Source organism: Luteibacter aegosomatissinici, assembly GCF_023078495.1.
In the GTDB taxonomy this organism is placed as follows: domain Bacteria; phylum Pseudomonadota; class Gammaproteobacteria; order Xanthomonadales; family Rhodanobacteraceae; genus Luteibacter; species Luteibacter aegosomatissinici.
In genome coordinates this window covers 981,401-998,709 of sequence record NZ_CP095742.1, presented here as the reverse complement: position 1 = coordinate 998,709, position 17,309 = coordinate 981,401, and the positions used below count along the sequence as shown (strand labels likewise).

The following is a 17,309-nucleotide window of genomic DNA, read 5'->3' as shown; positions in this document are numbered from 1 at the left end:
AGGAGCACATACCATGAGCAAGATCCTCGTTATTGCCGAGCACCTGGGTGGCAAGTTGAACGCCGCGACCGCGCGCGCCGCGAGCGCCGCTGCTGCGGTGAAGCCGGAAGCCATCGATGTCATCGTCCTCTCCGACGCCCCGGACGCCATCGCCGCTGAAGCGGCGAAGATCGACGGTGTCAGCAAGGTGCTGACCGTGGCCCGTGCCGAGAACGCCCACGCGCTCGCCGCCATCCTCGCGCCGCAGGTGGCCAAGGCCGCTGCTGGCTACACCCACGTCTTCGCCCCCTCCACCACCTTTGGCAAGGACCTCGCCCCGCGCGTGGCCGCCCTTCTGGGCGTCTCGCAGGTCAGCGACGTCATGACCGTGGAAGGCCCGCACAGCTTCAAGCGCCCGATCTACGCTGGCAACGCCATCGTTACCGTCGAAGTGGATGCCGCCTCCACCGTGGTCGCCACCATCCGTACGGCCTCCTGGCCGGCGGCGGCCAGCACCGGCAACGCGCCCGTCGAAGCACTGGCACTGGATGTCGCCCTGCCCTCGCACACCCGCTTCGTGAACCTGCAGCAGGGCAAGAGCGACCGCCCCGATCTGCAGGGCGCGGCCAAGGTCGTGTCTGGCGGCCGTGGCGTCGGCTCGAAGGAGAACTTCGAGGTGATCTACCGCTTCGCCGACAAGATCGGTGCAGGTGTCGGCGCCTCGCGCGCGGCCGTCGATGCCGGCTACGTCCCGAACGAAATGCAGGTCGGCCAGACCGGCAAGATCATCGCGCCGGAGCTGTATATCGCCGTGGGGATCTCGGGCGCTATCCAGCACCTGACGGGCATTAAGGATGCCGGCACCATCGTCGCCATTAACAAGGATGGGGAAGCGCCGATTTTTGAGATTGCCGATATCGGACTTGTGGGCGATCTGTTCAAGATCCTGCCTGAGCTGGAAGCGGCGCTGGGTTAATGGAAAGCCCGCCACCATTCCGGTGGCGGGTCGTAGAGAAGGGGAACATGGCGGTGAATCTAGAAAATGCAGCCGAGGCGGACGCACCGCTTTGCGTCGATCTCGACGGCACGCTAATCCGGTCCGACCTGCTGGTTGAATCGGCCCTGGCGCTGCTTGCCAGGCAACCGCTATCGATCTTTCCTATGCTCGCGTGGCTGCTGCGTGGTAAGGCGTATCTCAAGAAGCAGATCGCGCTACGCATCGATATCGATCCGGCTTCGCTCCCTTACAACCGGGATGTCCTGGATTGGCTGGACCAACAGCGCGCGCAACGCCAGATCTTCCTGTGCACGGCGTCGGACGTGAAACTGGCCGAACCTGTTGCTGCGCACGCAGCGCTGTTCGATGATGTTATAGCGAGCGATGGCGACGTAAACCTCTCAGGCTCTAACAAGGGCGCCGCCCTCGTCGAACGCTTCGGCGAGAAGGGCTTCGATTACATCGGCAATGCACCGGTCGACCTCGCTGTGTGGAAACACGCGCGCAACGCACTCGTAGTCGAACATGGCCACGCGCTTTCCACGGCGGCCGGCCGCGTCACCCACGTGAGCAAGCGTTTCGTCGTGACGCGCGGCGGCGCTCGGGCATGGGCCAAGGCTCTGCGCCTCCATCAGTGGATCAAGAATACCCTGGTCTTCCTGCCGCTGCTTGCGGCACATCGCGTACTGGATGTGGATGCCGTCGCGACCACGATCCTTGCCTTCCTGTGTTTCGGCCTGTGCGCTTCGAGCGTATACCTGACCAACGACCTGCTCGACCTCCCCTCGGACCGACAGCATCACCGCAAGCGGCATCGCCCGTTCGCAGCAGGCACGCTACCGTTGATTGCAGGACCGATCGTCGCCGCGCTCCTGCTCGTGGCCGGCTTTGGCCTGGCGTTCGTGGTATCGCATCAGTTCGTGGCGGTCCTTTTGGGCTATTTCGTACTGACGACCGCTTATTCATTCCAGCTCAAGCGCATCATGATGCTGGATGTCGTCGTACTCGCCACGCTCTATACCACTCGCATCCTGGCGGGAACAGCGGCGTTGCATACAAAGCCGTCGTTCTGGCTACTCGCGTTCTCAATGTTCATCTTCCTCAGCCTGGCCATGGTCAAGCGTTACGTGGAGCTCCTCACGCTCCAGTCGAGCGGGAAGGTGAAGGCTAGCGGGCGCGGTTATGATGTCGACGATATCCCGCTCATTCAGTCGCTTGGCGGCTCCAGCGGCTATCTCGCCGTGCTGGTGCTCGCGCTATATGTCGACAGCACCGCGAGCATGAAACTGTACGAACACCCCCATTACCTGTGGATGCTTTGCCCCTTACTGCTGTACTGGATCAGCCGGACGTGGGCCATCGCGCATCGCGGGGTCATGCATGACGACCCGGTGGTATTTGCGGTCATGGACCGGACCAGCCGCATCATTGGTGTTATCGCGGCCATCATCGTAGCGCTCGCCATCTGATGGCCCGGACAGGTCGCTCATGGGGGCGCTACCCGGTGACGCGGGAAGTAGTGATCCCGCTCTCCGACCGAGGGGCACCACTTCCGACTGGTGGCAAGCTCATGCTCCCGATCGGGAACGCACGCAGCTACGGGGACAGTTGCCTCAATGACGACGGGATCCTCCTGGCCGCGCGCGGGCTCGATCATTTCATCGCATTCGACCCCGTGACCGGCGTGCTCACCTGCGAGGCAGGCGTTCTCTTCTCGGAGATACTGGACCTCGCCGTACCGCAGGGCTGGTTCCTGCCGGTGACGCCGGGCACTCGATTCGTCACCGTGGGCGGGGCCATCGCCAACGACGTCCATGGGAAGAACCACCACCGCGCTGGAACATTCGGACATCATGTCCTCGCATTTGAACTGGTACGTACGGACGGCACGAGGATGCGCTGCGCGCCTGACGAGCATCCGGATTGGTTCCGTGCAACCATCGGGGGGCTCGGGCTGACCGGCGTCATCACCTGGGCTTCGATCCAGCTCCGGCGTGTACAAGGGCCATGGATGTCCGCGGAGTCTCACAAGTTCGGCAATCTGGATGGCTTCTTCGCGCTGTCCGCCGCGTCCGACCGTGACTATGAATACACGGTGGCCTGGATCGATTGCGTTGCCAGGGGAAAAGCGCTCGGCCGGGGATTATTTAGCAGGGCCAACCACGCGCCGGCGAGACCCGATCGCCGCCCTGGCGCACCCGCGCGGACCTTGTCCATGCCGGTCACGCCGCCGCTTTCCCTGATCAATAGCCTTTCGCTGCGCGCGTTCAATCAGCTCTACTTCCACAAGCAACGCAAGCCCGTGACGCATGCGACGTCTCATTACCAGCCATTTTTCTACCCCCTGGACGGCATTGCCCACTGGAACCGCATGTACGGGCCCAAAGGGTTCCTCCAGTACCAATGCGTGGTCCCGCCTATCGGCGCGGACGAGGCCGTGCGCGACCTTATCAAGGCTATCGCCGACTCAGGCACAGGCTCATTCCTGGCCGTTCTGAAACAATTCGGCGACCGCACTTCTCCCGGCATGCTCTCCTTCGCACGCCCCGGTGCAACGCTCGCCCTGGACTTTCCGTTCCAAGGCACCGCAACGCTTCGACTGCTTGATCGCCTCGATGAGATCACCGTGGCAGCGGGAGGTGCCGTCTATCCCGCGAAGGATGCGCGCATGTCCGGCGACAACTTCCGACGCTACTTTCCCGCCCATGAGGCGTTCGCCGCCTATATTGACCCTGGCCTCTCATCCAGCTTCTGGCGTCGCGTCCAGGCATGATTCCGCGACTGAGGGTTTCCTCCCGAACCATCCTGACGCTTGGCGTTGCCCTGTGCTTCATCGGCCTGCTGATCACTGGCATCGTTCGCGCATACAGCCCCGTGCCGTTCTGGGATGCTTGGGATGGTGAAGTCGCCTTCTTCCTGCGCGCACGCGATGGTGACGCAAGCGCCTGGTGGGAGTTCCATAATGAGCACCGGATCGTGCTCACCCGGCTGTTCTTTTATGCCGATATGGCGTGGGGACATGGCATTGGCATACTGCCCCTTGTTGCGAATGTCGTGCTTGCCGCGCTCGCCGCCGCGTGCGTCTGCTTCGCGGTACGCAGGCTGACCCCAGCGTGGTCGGCAGGCGAGCGAATTCCGTGGTACGCGCTCGTTATCGGCCTGCTTTCGTTCTGGTCCCAAGCACAAAACTTTACCTGGGCCTTCCAACCTCAGTTTTTCCTTGCCTGCCTCTTGCCTCTCACGGCATGTATCGGCACGGCGGCCACCGTTACGGCCACCCGCCCCGCCATGCCGTTCGCGCTGGCATGCGCCAGCGCGGTGCTCGCTGCCGGAAGCATGGCGAATGGTGTTCTCGCGGCACCCATGATTGCGGCACTGGCGATCTGCCTTCGCATGCGCTGGCGCTACACAGTCACCGCCCTGGCACTTGCCGGCGCGGCCCTCATCACGGCGAGGCTCGGCTATCACGGCGCGAGCGGCGGCTCGCTGGTCGCGGCACGTGCACATCCCGCCTTGGTCGGAGAGTTTCTTCTTCTCTATCTTGGAAGCCCCGTCGGCGCCATGCTGGAAGTCAGCCGAACATCGCTGGTGATCTCGATGCTCGTTGGTCTAGCCACGCTCGTGGCAGTGACCTTCGCCAGCGCGCGCGCCTGGCAGGTAAGACATGATGAGCCGCTTAGGCTCGCCCTGGCGATGTTCGCGCTATTTGTCTGTGCGTCGGCTCTCGCCGCCGCCGTCGGCCGTATCGATCTGGGCCCGGTCAGCGCCCTGTCTGGGCGCTACACGACGCCCGTCCTCACTGCCTGGGCGGGGACCATCGCCGCTCTCCTCCCCCGATTTGCGCCTCGCGGCGCACCTGCGTGGGTACCCATGGCCGTCCTAGTAGCGGGGCTACCCGCGCAGGTGACTGCCGTCCGCCCGCAATCCACGGTCTTGCACGAGCGAGAACTCGCTGCACTCGCCCTGGAGTTGCAGATCCACGATCCGGCCACGCTGGTCGCTATCTACCCCAGGCCGGTCGAGGTCCTCGGCACCGCGCTTGCGGCGCGCGACGCGGGGCTCGGTGTCTTTGGGTACGGGGCGCTTGCAGGCCTGCACTCCCTGATGGGTCAGGTCATCGAGCGCTCCCGGTGCTTCGCACCGGCAAGCATCGTGCCGGGCCAAGGGGCGAGCCCGGTGCTGCGCTTGGCGGTGATGCCCGCACTCAGCCCGATGCCCTCGCTCATATTGCTGGCCAATCGGCGCGGTACAATCATCGGCGCAGCCATCCGCGCCCGCGCGCCACAGACCGAGTCCGATTTGCCTGTCGATTACGATGGTTACGTCGTGAATAGCCCTGCCGGCGCCATGTCGGCGTGCAGCCCACCGAATCCCGTCAAGACCCGTCCGGAATAATCATGCAGCGAGTACTCATCATCGGCGCCACCTCGGCCATTGCAGAGGCCACGGCGCGAATTTACGCCGAACGAGGTTCACGCCTGCACCTTGTCGCGCGCACCCCGGCGCGCCTGGATACGGTCGTCGAGGACCTGCGCATACGAGGCGCGGCCGATGTCGGCCGGGATGCCCTCGATATGAACGACCTCGGCCGCCACGAGGCCGTGCTGGACTCGGCCTGGGCCGCGCTTGGCGACGTTGACGTTGTCCTTGTCGCGCACGGGACGCTCCCGGACCAGAAGGCCTGCGAAGCCTCGGTCGAGACGGCGATGGCCGAGTTCGCCACCAACGCTACATCCACCATCGCCTTGCTCACCTTGATCGCCAACCGCATGGAGAGGGCCGGTCGCGGTAGCATCGCGGTGATCTCGTCGGTCGCCGGCGATCGTGGCCGCGCGAGCAACTACCTTTACGGCTCGGCCAAGGCCGCCGTCAGCACCTTCATGAGCGGGCTGCGCCAGCGCCTCTCAAAGCGTGGCGTGGACGTCGTGACGATCAAGCCCGGCTTTGTCGATACGCCCATGACCCGCGATTTCAAGAAGGGTACGCTGTGGGCCAAGCCCGACGCGGTCGCCGCAGGCATCGTCAAGGCCGTGGATAAGGGCGCGCCAGTCGCCTACCTGCCATGGTTCTGGTTCGTCATTATGACGATCATCCGCGCCGTCCCCGAATTGATCTTCAAGCGAGTCAGTCTCTAAGCCATGCCTGCCAAGCACGAAAAAATCGTCCTGACCGGTGCGGCCGGACTCGTCGGCCAGAACCTCATCGTCGAACTGAAGTCGCAGGGCTTCACCAACCTGGTCGCCATCGACAAGCACACTTACAATATGGAGATCCTGCGCCAGCTGCATCCCGATGTCGTCGCCATCGAGGCCGATGTCGCCGAGCACGGTGAATGGGAGGGAGCGCTCGAGGGCGCTGCCTGCGTCGTTCAGCTGCACGCGCAGATCACTAGCAAGTTCACGGCCGAGTTCGTCCGCAACAACATCGATGCCACGAAGATCGTGCTGGAAGCCATCAAGCGCCACGCCGTTCCCTATCTGGTGCATATCAGCTCATCGGTCGTGGTGTCCGTCGCGAACGACGATTACACCAACACCAAGAAGGCGCAGGAAAAGCTCGTGGTGGAGTCCGGCATTCGCCACACCGTGCTTCGCCCGACGCTGATGTTCGGCTGGTTCGACCCGAAGCACTTTGGCTGGCTGTCGCGCTTCATGGCGAAGACGCCGGTATTCCCAATTCCGGGCGATGGCCGCTACATGCGCCAGCCGCTCTACGAGCGGGATTTCTGCCGTTGCATCGCGGACTGCATCGTCCGCGAGCGCAACGGTGAAGTCTACGACGTCGTAGGCGATACCCGCATCGACTACGTCGACATCATCCACACCATCAAGAAGGCCAAGGGGCTGCGCACGCTGATCGTGCATATACCTTATGGCTTCTTCGGATTCCTGCTCCGCGTGTACGCGTTGTTCAGCGGCAAGCCCCCGTTCACAGCCGACCAGTTGAAGGCACTCAGCGCGGGTGATGATTTCAAGGGCGTAGATACCGAGGCCGTCTTCGGTGTAAAGCAGACGCCTTTCGCTGATGCCGTCCGCGAGAGCTACTGCGATCCCAGCTACTCCCACATCGTACTCAAGCGATAACACGCTTTCATATTGAAGCGGGTACTGACGATTCAGGTCGGCCCAGCGAAACAAAGACACGCCAATGAATGACACGCCCATGATTAATTCGTCGAAGCAGCGCATCGCAGTCCTCGGCGCCGGCCCCATGGGCCTGGCTGTCGCTTACCAGCTGGCACGTGATGGCCACCAGCCGGTGATCTTCGAAGCCGACGATCGCGTCGGCGGCATGACCGCATGCTTCGATTTCAATGGGCTTAGCATCGAGCGCTACTACCACTTTCACTGCATCTCCGATGCCGGCTTCCTGACCATGCTCGATGAACTCGGCCTGGCCGATCGCATGCGCTGGACCGAAACGAAGATGGGGTACTGGTACAACAAGCGCCTGCAACCGTGGGGCAACCCCATGGCCCTGCTGAAGTTCAAGGGCCTGGGCATGGTCGCGAAGGTGCGCTACGGGCTCCACGCGTTCCTCTCCACCAAGCGCAAGCGTGAAGACTGGCGCCCGCTCGACCACATCGAAGCCACCGGCTGGATCCGGCGCTGGGTGGGCGAGGAAGCCTGGCGCGTGCTGTGGAAGCGCCTGTTCGATTACAAGTTCTACGACTACAGCGACAACCTCTCCGCCGCCTGGATCTGGAGCCGGATCCGCCGCATTGGCACCTCCCGCTACAGCATGTTCCGGGAGAAGCTGGGTTACCTCGAGGGTGGCTCGGATACCCTGCTGCATGGCATGAAGAGCTGGATCGAGGCAAATGGGGGCGAGATCCGCCTGTCGACGCCCGTGCGCAAGGTCGTCCTGGAAAACGGCGCGGTGAAGGGCGTCGAGACCACCAATGGCGTCGAGGGGTTCGACAAGGTCATCAGCACCATTCCCCTCCCCTTCGTACCCCGTCTGATTCCTGATCTTCCCGCCGATATAAACGCGAAGTTTGCCGCATTGAAGAACGTGGCCGTTGTCTGCGTCATCGCCAAGCTGAAGAAGCCGGTCACGGAGAACTTCTGGCTGAACACCAACGATGACGACATGGATATCCCGGGCCTCGTGGAGTACACGAATCTCCGGCCCATGGACCATCACGTGGTCTACGTTCCGTTCTATATGCCGGGCGAGCATCCCAAGTACGGCGACAGCGATGACGTGTTCACCGACAAGGTGCGCCGCTACCTCAAGATGATCAATCCGTCGCTCACCGATGCTGATTTCATCGACGTTCGCGCCAACCGGTACCGTTATGCGCAGCCGATCTGCCCGCCGGGTTACATGGAGAGCATTCCGCCGCGCAAGCTGCCTGTCGATGGGCTCTGGGTTGCTGACACGTCGCACTATTATCCGGAAGATCGTGGCATCTCGGAAAGCATCGATTTCGGGCGCATGATGGCCCGCGAGGCGGAATAGTCAATGGATCTTCAGACGTTGTACCGCGGTCGCTTTCCTGAAGCGGATCTAGCGAAAAAGAACGCCATCTGGCGAGTGATCTGTCGCACGTTCCTCTGTCGCTTCGTCAGTACCACCGACACTGTCGTGGATGTCGGCGCGGGCTATTGCGAGTTCATCAACAACATTGATGCAGCCAGTAAGATCGCAGTCGACCTGAACCCCGATGTACGCCGCTTTGCCAGCGCCGACGTCACTGTGATCAACGAGAGCTGCACGTCAATTGCTACGCTTCAGGCTGCATCAGTTGACGTAGTCTTCATGAGTAATTTTCTTGAGCACCTTCCGGACAAGCAGCTGGTACTGGACACGTTTATCGAGGCTCACCGCATTCTTCGCGCAGGTGGCCGCATTCTTATCCTCCAACCCAACATCCGTTTCGTGGGTGGCGAGTACTGGGATTTTTTTGATCATCACACCCCGCTGACCGATCGGAGTCTGGTCGAAGCACTACAGATGACCGGCTTCCGCGTCACGACGTGCATCCCGCAGTTCCTTCCTTACACGACACGAAGTGCTCTTCCGCAACATCCGCTGCTCGTCAAACTGTATCTTCATGTCCCTTTCATCTGGCGACTGCTTGGCAAGCAAGCCTTCGTAATAGGAACTGTCGAGACATCCGTATGAAAGCCCTGCCATCTCAACGCGCCGACATTGGACCACTGCTTCGATCGCAGTTCGCGCTTTTCGTTCTTGTGGGTGGCACGGCAGCTGTCGTCAACTTCGGCTCCCGCATCCTGTTCAGTATGTGGACGAGCTACTCCCTTGCGATCCTGCTCGCCTACTTGCTAGGCATGGCAACTGCCTTCTGCCTCAACCGACTGTTCGTATTTCGTGAGACGACGATCGCCCTCCACCACCAGATGGCATGGTTTGTGGTCGTGAACCTGTTCGCTGCCTTGCAAACCCTGGCCATCAGCTTGCTCCTGGTACGGTGGCTTCTTCCAATGGTCGGCTGGTCCTGGCAACCCGAGCTGTGCGCCCACGCCGTCGGCGTTATCGTTCCCGTTCTAACCAGCTATATCGGACACAAGAAATTTTCGTTCCGCTAATCACCGCACGCAGACGATGGCCGCGTCAGGGGAGGCGCACGTGAGAAGCTGGGCACTCGTAATACGTCATGCCATCCGTGGTTACCACAGCCAGACCGATCGGCCTGACGAGACCGCTAACGTCAAGTACGGCTTCAAAACCGGCGTCGGATAGCGACTTTTGCTTGAACACAGCAGCGACATCGGCCCTGGGCATATTGCGAACGCGAACGAGCTTGCGATTGCCGGCCGAATCGCTCAGCTCGACATACGTTGCGCGGCTAGTCTTACCCGATGGCGCGTCCAGCGCGGCCCACCCCGCAAGTAACAGGCGAGATGCCGCTTTTGTCGGCAATAGGCCGTCCTTGATGGGCAGACCGTTCGCGGTCTCGAGCGTGCAGCTGCCGCCAGGCACCATGAAGGCTGGCGCGGCTTCGACAGGGTCGAGCGTGTTTTGAGGCGCCGCGACGCCAGGGATGAAAATGCGTGACACGTTCACATCGTAGTGCGCAGCGAACCACATTCTGCCTTGCGTAGATGTGTCAATTCGCATTTCCACTGGCACGCGGGCCGCAGGGGAAGACGGAAACCCCTCTGTCCAAAGCTTGAGTAGGTCTTCGGTGGATCGGACCGTGGGAGAGATTAGGAAGCCGGTTTCCATCATCCCAGGAATGACGCGGTATCGCGCCACAGTGCCATCGGCATAACGCAAGGAGATCGAGATGGGGGGCAGTTTGTACGCGGCGCCACCTACCCGCCCGAGCAGAGATTTTTGCAGCTCGACGCGCGCCCACAGTGCCGTATCTCTGGGGAGCGACACAGGCTCACCCAACCTGGCGGTAGTGTGGACGACAACCGGTCCCTCCCGTAAGGCCTGTGGCGCAGCCAGGCGATCGAGCTGAAGGTAGTCACCGATATAGCCTGTCGGTCGATATCCTCCAAGTAGCCAGAGCCAGCTCTCGCCGTCCTCGAGTGAGGGATAGCGATTGTCAATCGTCTGCACACGCCAGAAAATTCGTTGTGGCCCCATCTGCCGAAGGTGGGCCGCATTTCGGTCCAGGAGCGTCGGCGTGAATGCCGCATAGCTCTGGAAGACAGGGCGAGGCGCCCATCGACCATCACTGACCACCACGGCACTTGCTTCACTTGTGTACAGGTCGACTGTTTTTCCAGCCGCATCGAGCGGAAGCGCTGACCGAATGCGGTCAGTGGCGCGCTCATACGCTTCGGTGTAGGACGATCGTCCGGTGATGGCTGCCGCCGATGTGGTGACCGCACCAGCCAACTCCTGGCTTACTCGTGACAGTACGCCCGCGGGGGAAAGATCGGCGTAACTCGAAAGGACAATGCATCCCAGTGCGGCAGCAACCACCGAAGCAGCCCTTGCAGCCCAGCCATAGCTGGCCGCCACGAAATAGACCGCCATCATCATCACGGATACGGCCGACAAGGCGACATGTCCATCGTGACGAACAACTCCGGCCTTGAAATCAACGAACAGTACGAGCGATGTTGCCAAAACCACCGGCCACGTCGGTCGAGCGCTGACGCGAAACGAGCAAAGGAACAGAAGTGCGCACGCCACTACAAGGGCGATGACATCGCCGGCCGGGCCGCTGACGCTCATGGCATCGCCATAACCAGCGATTACTTCGGCCTGCGTCGTAAAATACGCGGACAAGGCACTCATCGGCTGTCCACTGCCGATCCACCCTGCTAGCAGCGCAACACCGAACGTAGTCGGCACCGCGACGAGGTGGATCCGACGGCGCGACGCCAGCGCGATAGCTGCCAGAGCGATGCATGCAACGGCTGCGAGCGTGAAGCTTCCCTTGATCAGCGGCAAGAGCGCGCAAGTCGCTACGAGACTATATATGCCGGCCAGCTGCACCGCCCGGCGGTGGTGGCCGCTGTGCAGCACCACGAGTACGAGAAGGAAAGGCAAGTTGAGGAAGACGGCGTCGCGCATGCCCGGCAACGTGAGAACGACGGGCACCAGGAGCAGCCACGGCCATCGCCTACGAGGCGTCAAGATGGTCAGGGCCGCGATGACGACGAGACCAACCCATGCCGCGCCCGCCCACATCACCCACATCGTCGCAGGCAAAAGCTGGCGCGTGTAGATTGAAAGCAGGGGACCGCCCGTGAACACGATGTCCCGGCCAAAGACGAAGTGCTGAGCGGCTGCCGTATTCATGGCAAGAGGCCAGGAAGCATCCTGGTCTATCCGTGGCAAATCTGGGTGCAACGGAATGATGATCAGCAAGGCACATATGAGCGATAACGCCACCGTGATGGTGCCAATCCAATGAGGTAGCCGCCGCGAGCCCTGATCCACGCCATTCTCCTTAAGTAGTGCCCACGTTGCGACCTCGACGCCCGTCAATCCGCATCCGTCGAAGGGGCTCCCAAAGCGGGCAACGCAGGCCACCGATGTTACCCTATGGCGACTACGCCTATGCCTTGGCCGGCAATCCGGACTGGCCGGGTTGAGCGCTTCGCCTTCTATCGAACGGTGCCCTGTGAACCTTATCGAACACCGCACAAGAGTCTTCCCGGCCTTTCTTCTGGCCTTCCTTGTGCTCGCATTCAAGTCGAACGACGCCTTGACTCTGCCGCAGTTCTTTGCTGAGGATGTTTCGATCTTCTTCAAAGGGCAGCTGGGACATTCACTCCCACAGCTTTGGGTGCCGTACGCGGGCTATTTGCACGTCATGCCACGATTGATCGCCTGGATCGGTACGTGGTTCGGTATAGCCAAAGCGCCTCTCGTCTACAACCTCGCCGCGACTCTTCTGGACGCTGCCGCGGTCGCATATACCTGCCACAGGCTACGGTCAGTAGTCCCCTTTCCGCTCGCCATGCTCACGTTCATGGCCGTCCCGGTCAGCGGCGAAATCCTCGGGACGATCACCAATGCCCAATGGTTCCTCCAATTCGCTTTGGCTGCAGCGTGCTTCACAGAAGCCGAGAACTCGCCAGGTTGGCCGCTGTGGGTGCGAGATCTCGCACTATTCCTCCTCGCAGTCACAGGGCCGTTTTCAATCTTTGTGATGCTTGTTGTAGGCGGACTCGCGGCGGCGTCATGGCTCGATCGGCGCCTGCGAATGGGCCTGTTTGAGGGCTACCTTGCGACCTTTTCGCGAAGGTTCGAACCACGGGTCATCGCCTCAATCGGGGCGGGTGCCGTCATTCAGGTCATGGTGCTCCTCACGCATGCACCCGAAAGCAGTGGCGAACACCAGAGCATGTTCCATCTGTTGCGTATCGCATTTACCGAACTCGCCCCTATACACGTCTTCGGTGCCGATTTCCTTACCGGCAATGGCTGGCTCGTCGTCTATGCGCTACTCTTCTGGGGATTGATCGCAGGCAAGCACGTTGACGGTGGGAAGCGCCTCGTCGTGCTTGCCATGCTCGTATTCGCCAGCGCCGAGATGTTCGCGCCGATAAGCATGCGCGATGTTACCCCCGTCTACCAGTTCATGCTTGCTGACCGATACTTCTACGTTTTCAAGGTGGTGTTCTGGTGGGCCGTCTTCACCGCCGTAGTAGCGAAGGGCTCGCTGTCACGTCATGAAGCGGCACTCACGGTCGCCACATTCATCGGTCTGGTCGCCGTGACAAACCCCGACCACCTCCGTCGACGCCCTTTCGTCGACTATCACTGGAAGCAGACGGCGAGGGAACTGCAGGAACCGGGCCCTCACACCGTCTATTCCAACCCACCGGGCTGGGGCGTCGTCATCGAGACCCCAGCACGGGAAACACCTTAACGTGTAGAGGCCTCGTCGACGAGCCGCTGGAGGGCCGCGTATCGATCAGCGACCCCTGAGCTGAACAACCCGGCGACATCGCGTTTGTGAGCGGCAGCCGAGACGCGCCGACGCAATGCCGAGTCGGTTATAAGTGCATCGAGGGTATTCAGCCAGCTAGCCGTGTCGTCAGCCACGAGGAAGCCATCGGTTCCATGAGCCACCATGTCGTGATAAGGCTCAAGATCGGAGACAACTGGGACGATGCCTAGTGCGGAGTAATCGAGCACTTTGATTTCGCTCTTGCATTGGTTGAACGACGTCGCACGCAGGGGCGAAATGCCGATATCGAAGCGTTGCTCCACCAGCCACGCAACGAACGCAGGGTACGATGCACCGACGGTCGCCGGCGGAGACAACGAACGAAGGTGCCCATCTTCGCCATCGGCGTCGCGAACCCCAACCACGATTATCTCGACCCTTGCACCGTGACGACGTTTCAGCTCCTTGAGCGCTCCGTCCACCATGGCGAGATCATCTCCATGAGTACGGGTGCCCATATAGACAATGCGAACAGGGTCCGCCGCAGAATACTCGACGAAATCGTGCACCAACGCTCGCCTCCACAGCGCCGGATCGAGCTGATTACGGTGAACCATGACCCGGCGCCCACCCACATCGCGCAAACGGGCGGCTAGCGTCGGCGTAGATGCCCACAGCTCGTCAGCTCGCTCGACGAATGTATGCACCACATCGAGCAACGCGTGATATTTCCCGCCCTCCGCCAATGGATCGAGATCGTAGAGGTTGTCGTCAAGATCATAGATAAGCGGAACACGTCTCGCAGCAGCCGCGTCGCATAGCGCACGGGCCTCGTCCGCCGTCGCCACCGGAACACGGTGGGTGATGATCACATCCGCATCGTAAAGATCTACTTCCTGCGGAGCGATGTACCGCACCGAAATAATCCCTTGTGCGTGCATGGCGTCAAAGAACGGGACGAGGCGAATGTGCGCGCAAGGGCTTGGGACATCACCGTGATTCTCAAGAACGGCGAGTACGTTGAGCCGGGCGGGGGGCGTCATGCGGGCGATCGCACGCGCCGGTCCAGCGTAGCCTTCATCCGGCCCCAGGCTCGCCACCGATCCAGGAGCACTACTGGCTCGCGCTGGCGCCGGGGCACCTTCGACGAAATGGTCAGCACGTATTGCGGCGAGGTGCTCTGCCATGGCGTTGCCAGATATCGCGGCGGGAAATATAAACGACCACGGGCGGCCGTCGATACGCTCGCCAAATGCACCCATATCCGGAACCATTACGGGAAGCTGCGCATCGAACGCTGCACTCAGCGTGTAACTGTAGGTCTCCGGAGACCGCGACGCGAACAGCACGAGGTCAGGCCGCTCCTGTGCCAGGATTCCCTGCAGCTCGGCCTCTTTGTAGCGTCCCGTCGTTCGGATCGCTGCCAGTGATGATGGCGGCAGTTCGCCAAAAGGGTCACCGATCACGACAAACTCTAGTGGCAGCCCCTTGGAACGGGCATGCATCGCCGCTTCGATAACAAGGTCGCGACCCTTGTTCGGCGCGAGCACACCAATAATGGCGATACGCAGTGCCTCATCGGATGCTAGACGACGCCGCTCAGGGACCTCACCCCATTTAGCAGGGGCGGCTTCGTGCCGGATAGCAACCGTATGCGCTTCCGGTGCATACCGCGCGATGCGCATGGATGCATCAACGCTCGGTGTAATCACACGTTGAGCATCGCGGAGGACCCACTCGTGCCCGTGCCGCCATGAACGAATATCCCTGGCGCCCATTTTCGGGGAGGCCAGAATGCATGCGTTACATCCATCCTCACCCGGCTCACCACAGTAGTCGACACCATTTGTCGTAAACCCAACCTGCGGACATACAGTGAAGAAGTCGTGGGCGGTAAAATCAAATGGAATACGCGAACGCCGGATGGCTGCGCCCAGCTCCGGACCGAATCCGAAAAGGTGGTGCACGTGAATCCGGCTAATGGGAAATGCACTGAAGAGCTTTAGCAGGCCGACCTCGTCAGTGGCGTCGAGATTGACAGAGAATGCGTCATAGTCATCCACAGACTGCAGGGCAACTCCTGCACTCGCAAACGTCCCCGACGGACGAAGAACGAGCACCCTTGCGTCCCTCGCGTAACGCGCAGCGAGTTCTTTCACGTGGCGTTCGGTCCCGCCGCCCAGACTGTGCGTCACCAAAAGAATGACCGGGCGCTCACCAGCGCGCCATAGCTGCGCGGTAATCGCCGCCCGATAGGCGCGACCAGGATCCTCGGAGATATGCGCCGCCACGTCCAGCAGGTACCGCGGGTGCTTCGCAAGGAGCGCTTCTGTACCGCGCGACTTGCCAGCGGAGCTATCCGCCGCGAAGCTCACTTCACCCGCGTGATAAACGAACGTATCAAGGGTGAGGATATTCTCCCATCGTTGCTTTGCCGCACGCATACAGAAATCGTTCTCTTCCCCGTAGCCCTTCCCGAAGGCCTCGGCGTCAAACAGACCCAGTTCGTTTAGCGCTGCGCGGCGAATCAGCATGCAGAAGCCGACGCCCGTTGGAACTCCGACATAGCGACCACGATTCGCTGTCGCACAGACGGCGTCCATTTCGTGCAGCGATACGCCCGGCGAAAGCGTCCGCCGCCCTTGAAAATCAGGGTAACTGCAGATCGTCGCGTTATTGGACAACGGCGTCACCGTAGCGATGCGATCTCTGGCATAAGCTTGGGCAACCATGCGGTCGAGCCAATCATTCGCGACTTCGGTATCGCTGTTCAACAGCAACACGTCATTCGAGTCCGAAAGCGCCATCGCACGATTCACCGTACCCACGAAGCCGAGGTTCTCTTCGTTGACGAGAAGCGTGAACCCATGCCGGATGGCGGCATCTTCCAGATAGCCGTGCATCGCAGGCTCGGGCGAACAGTCGTTGATAACGATAAGCCGGAACGGAACGGTATATCGCGCGCTATATACACTCTCAATGCACCGGGAGGTCTCCTCGATGCCCCGGTAGACCGGGATGATCACATCGATGACCGGAACATCGCTGGGTGCAACCAAATGTAGTGTGGACGGCAATAGCTCTCCGACGCGGTGGCGGCTCACCGGTTGTGCGCGCTGCTCAGCAGCACCTGCTCGCAGGAAGTGTTCGAGCGGGTCGATGTTTGCGCTAGCGATGTCAGGATGTTCTGCCAAATAGCGTTCGCTATCGAACGCCGGCCCTGGCTTGTATCCCTTCCGCCAGCCTTCTGATGCGTAGTGTTCGAGAGGATTCCTTCCCTGCGCTGCGACCTCCGGGTACCGCGACAGGTACCAGGCGCTACTGAAATATGGGTTCGGATCACGCCCTTCGTACGCACCGGATTCAAGGTAATGCACGAGGGGATTAAGGCCCGCCGTCGCAACATCTTGATACTCCGTAAGATAGAAAAGGCTTGAAAAGAGCGCGCACGGATCGCGGCGCTCAGCCATACCTTGCTGGAGGAAGTGTGCGAGCGGCACGATACCGCTGGCGGATACGTCAGGGTACACACCGACATACCAGAGCGAATCGAACAGGGCGCTCGGGCGCCTGCCCTCACGCCAACCGAACCGTATGTAATGCGCAAGGGCATTCGTGCCAAGCGCCGCGACATCCGTCGCGTGCTTCAAATACCAGGGCGTGTCGAAGAGCGCGTTCGGCCAGTACCCAAGCCGATGACCATGCTTCATGAAGTGAGACAGCGGATCCATGCCAACAGGCACGACCTCACCGTAGCGCGCCATGTAGAACACGCTATCGAAGCAACCGCTAACCCGGACCATTCTAGTGTCACGCGCAGTGGAGCGCAGAAGACCGATGACAAGGTGACTCATCGCGATTACCCGCCAACGCAGGCGTCGCAAGGCAAAATAGATCGTTCGTGCTGTCGGTGAGCGCGACGCGCGCCGCCGAACCCTCATCAACAGCAGAGCTGTTTGGCGCTCCAGTCCGGCTTTATCCCAAATCATATCTTCTCTGCCC

The 17,309-nt window shown here is 61.2% G+C and carries 12 protein-coding genes; 10 read left to right on the top strand and 2 right to left on the bottom strand.

Features of this window, described 5'->3' with window-relative positions:
• Positions 1–13 precede the first annotated feature (13 nt).
• From L2Y97_RS04400 to L2Y97_RS04360, 9 genes are all read left to right on the top strand, one after another.
• Positions 14–955, top strand: a complete 942-nt coding sequence (locus tag L2Y97_RS04400) for an electron transfer flavoprotein subunit alpha/FixB family protein (RefSeq protein WP_247433500.1) — start codon at positions 14–16, stop codon at positions 953–955.
• Positions 956–1,002: 47 nt separating this feature from the next.
• Positions 1,003–2,445 carry a UbiA family prenyltransferase gene (locus L2Y97_RS04395; RefSeq protein WP_247436684.1) on the top strand — a complete coding sequence of 481 codons (1,443 nt, stop codon included), beginning with the start codon at positions 1,003–1,005 and terminating at the stop codon, positions 2,443–2,445.
• Positions 2,445–3,749 (top strand): FAD-binding oxidoreductase, encoded by a 1,305-nt coding sequence (locus L2Y97_RS04390; protein WP_247433497.1) that lies wholly within the window; start codon positions 2,445–2,447, stop codon positions 3,747–3,749. Before L2Y97_RS04395 ends, L2Y97_RS04390 begins: the two co-directional genes overlap by 1 nt.
• 101 nt (positions 3,750–3,850) lie before the next feature.
• On the top strand, positions 3,851–5,371 hold the full coding sequence (locus L2Y97_RS04385; RefSeq protein ID WP_247433494.1) for a hypothetical protein: 1,521 nt from the start codon (positions 3,851–3,853) through the stop codon (positions 5,369–5,371).
• Positions 5,372–5,373: 2 nt separating this feature from the next.
• Positions 5,374–6,111 (top strand): SDR family oxidoreductase, encoded by a 738-nt coding sequence (locus L2Y97_RS04380; RefSeq protein WP_247433491.1) that lies wholly within the window; start codon positions 5,374–5,376, stop codon positions 6,109–6,111.
• A 3-nt stretch (positions 6,112–6,114) separates the two neighbouring features.
• The gene (locus L2Y97_RS04375; protein WP_247433488.1) at positions 6,115–7,059 is read left to right on the top strand and encodes an NAD-dependent epimerase/dehydratase family protein; all 945 of its coding nucleotides are present in this window, start codon (positions 6,115–6,117) and stop codon (positions 7,057–7,059) included.
• A 79-nt stretch (positions 7,060–7,138) separates the two neighbouring features.
• A complete protein-coding gene (locus tag L2Y97_RS04370; protein ID WP_247433485.1) occupies positions 7,139–8,440 on the top strand; it encodes an NAD(P)/FAD-dependent oxidoreductase in 1,302 nt (433 codons plus the stop codon).
• Between the two features lie 3 nt (positions 8,441–8,443).
• A complete protein-coding gene (locus L2Y97_RS04365; RefSeq protein WP_247433483.1) occupies positions 8,444–9,106 on the top strand; it encodes a class I SAM-dependent methyltransferase in 663 nt (220 codons plus the stop codon).
• A gap of 35 nt (positions 9,107–9,141) precedes the next feature.
• Positions 9,142–9,531: a GtrA family protein gene (locus tag L2Y97_RS04360; protein ID WP_247436682.1), complete on the top strand. Its 390-nt coding sequence runs from the start codon at positions 9,142–9,144 to the stop codon at positions 9,529–9,531.
• A 25-nt stretch (positions 9,532–9,556) separates the two neighbouring features.
• Here the strand turns inward: L2Y97_RS04360 and L2Y97_RS04355 are convergent, their stop codons facing one another.
• Positions 9,557–11,848, bottom strand: a complete 2,292-nt coding sequence (locus L2Y97_RS04355; protein ID WP_247433481.1) for a hypothetical protein — start codon at positions 11,846–11,848, stop codon at positions 9,557–9,559.
• A 184-nt stretch (positions 11,849–12,032) separates the two neighbouring features.
• Between L2Y97_RS04355 and L2Y97_RS04350 the strand changes: the two genes are divergently transcribed.
• Positions 12,033–13,286 (top strand): hypothetical protein, encoded by a 1,254-nt coding sequence (locus tag L2Y97_RS04350; RefSeq protein WP_247433478.1) that lies wholly within the window; start codon positions 12,033–12,035, stop codon positions 13,284–13,286.
• Here the strand turns inward: L2Y97_RS04350 and L2Y97_RS04345 are convergent.
• On the bottom strand, positions 13,283–17,296 hold the full coding sequence (locus tag L2Y97_RS04345; protein WP_247433475.1) for a glycosyltransferase: 4,014 nt from the start codon (positions 17,294–17,296) through the stop codon (positions 13,283–13,285). The genes L2Y97_RS04350 and L2Y97_RS04345 overlap by 4 nt on opposite strands.
• Positions 17,297–17,309: the final 13 nt, after the last annotated feature.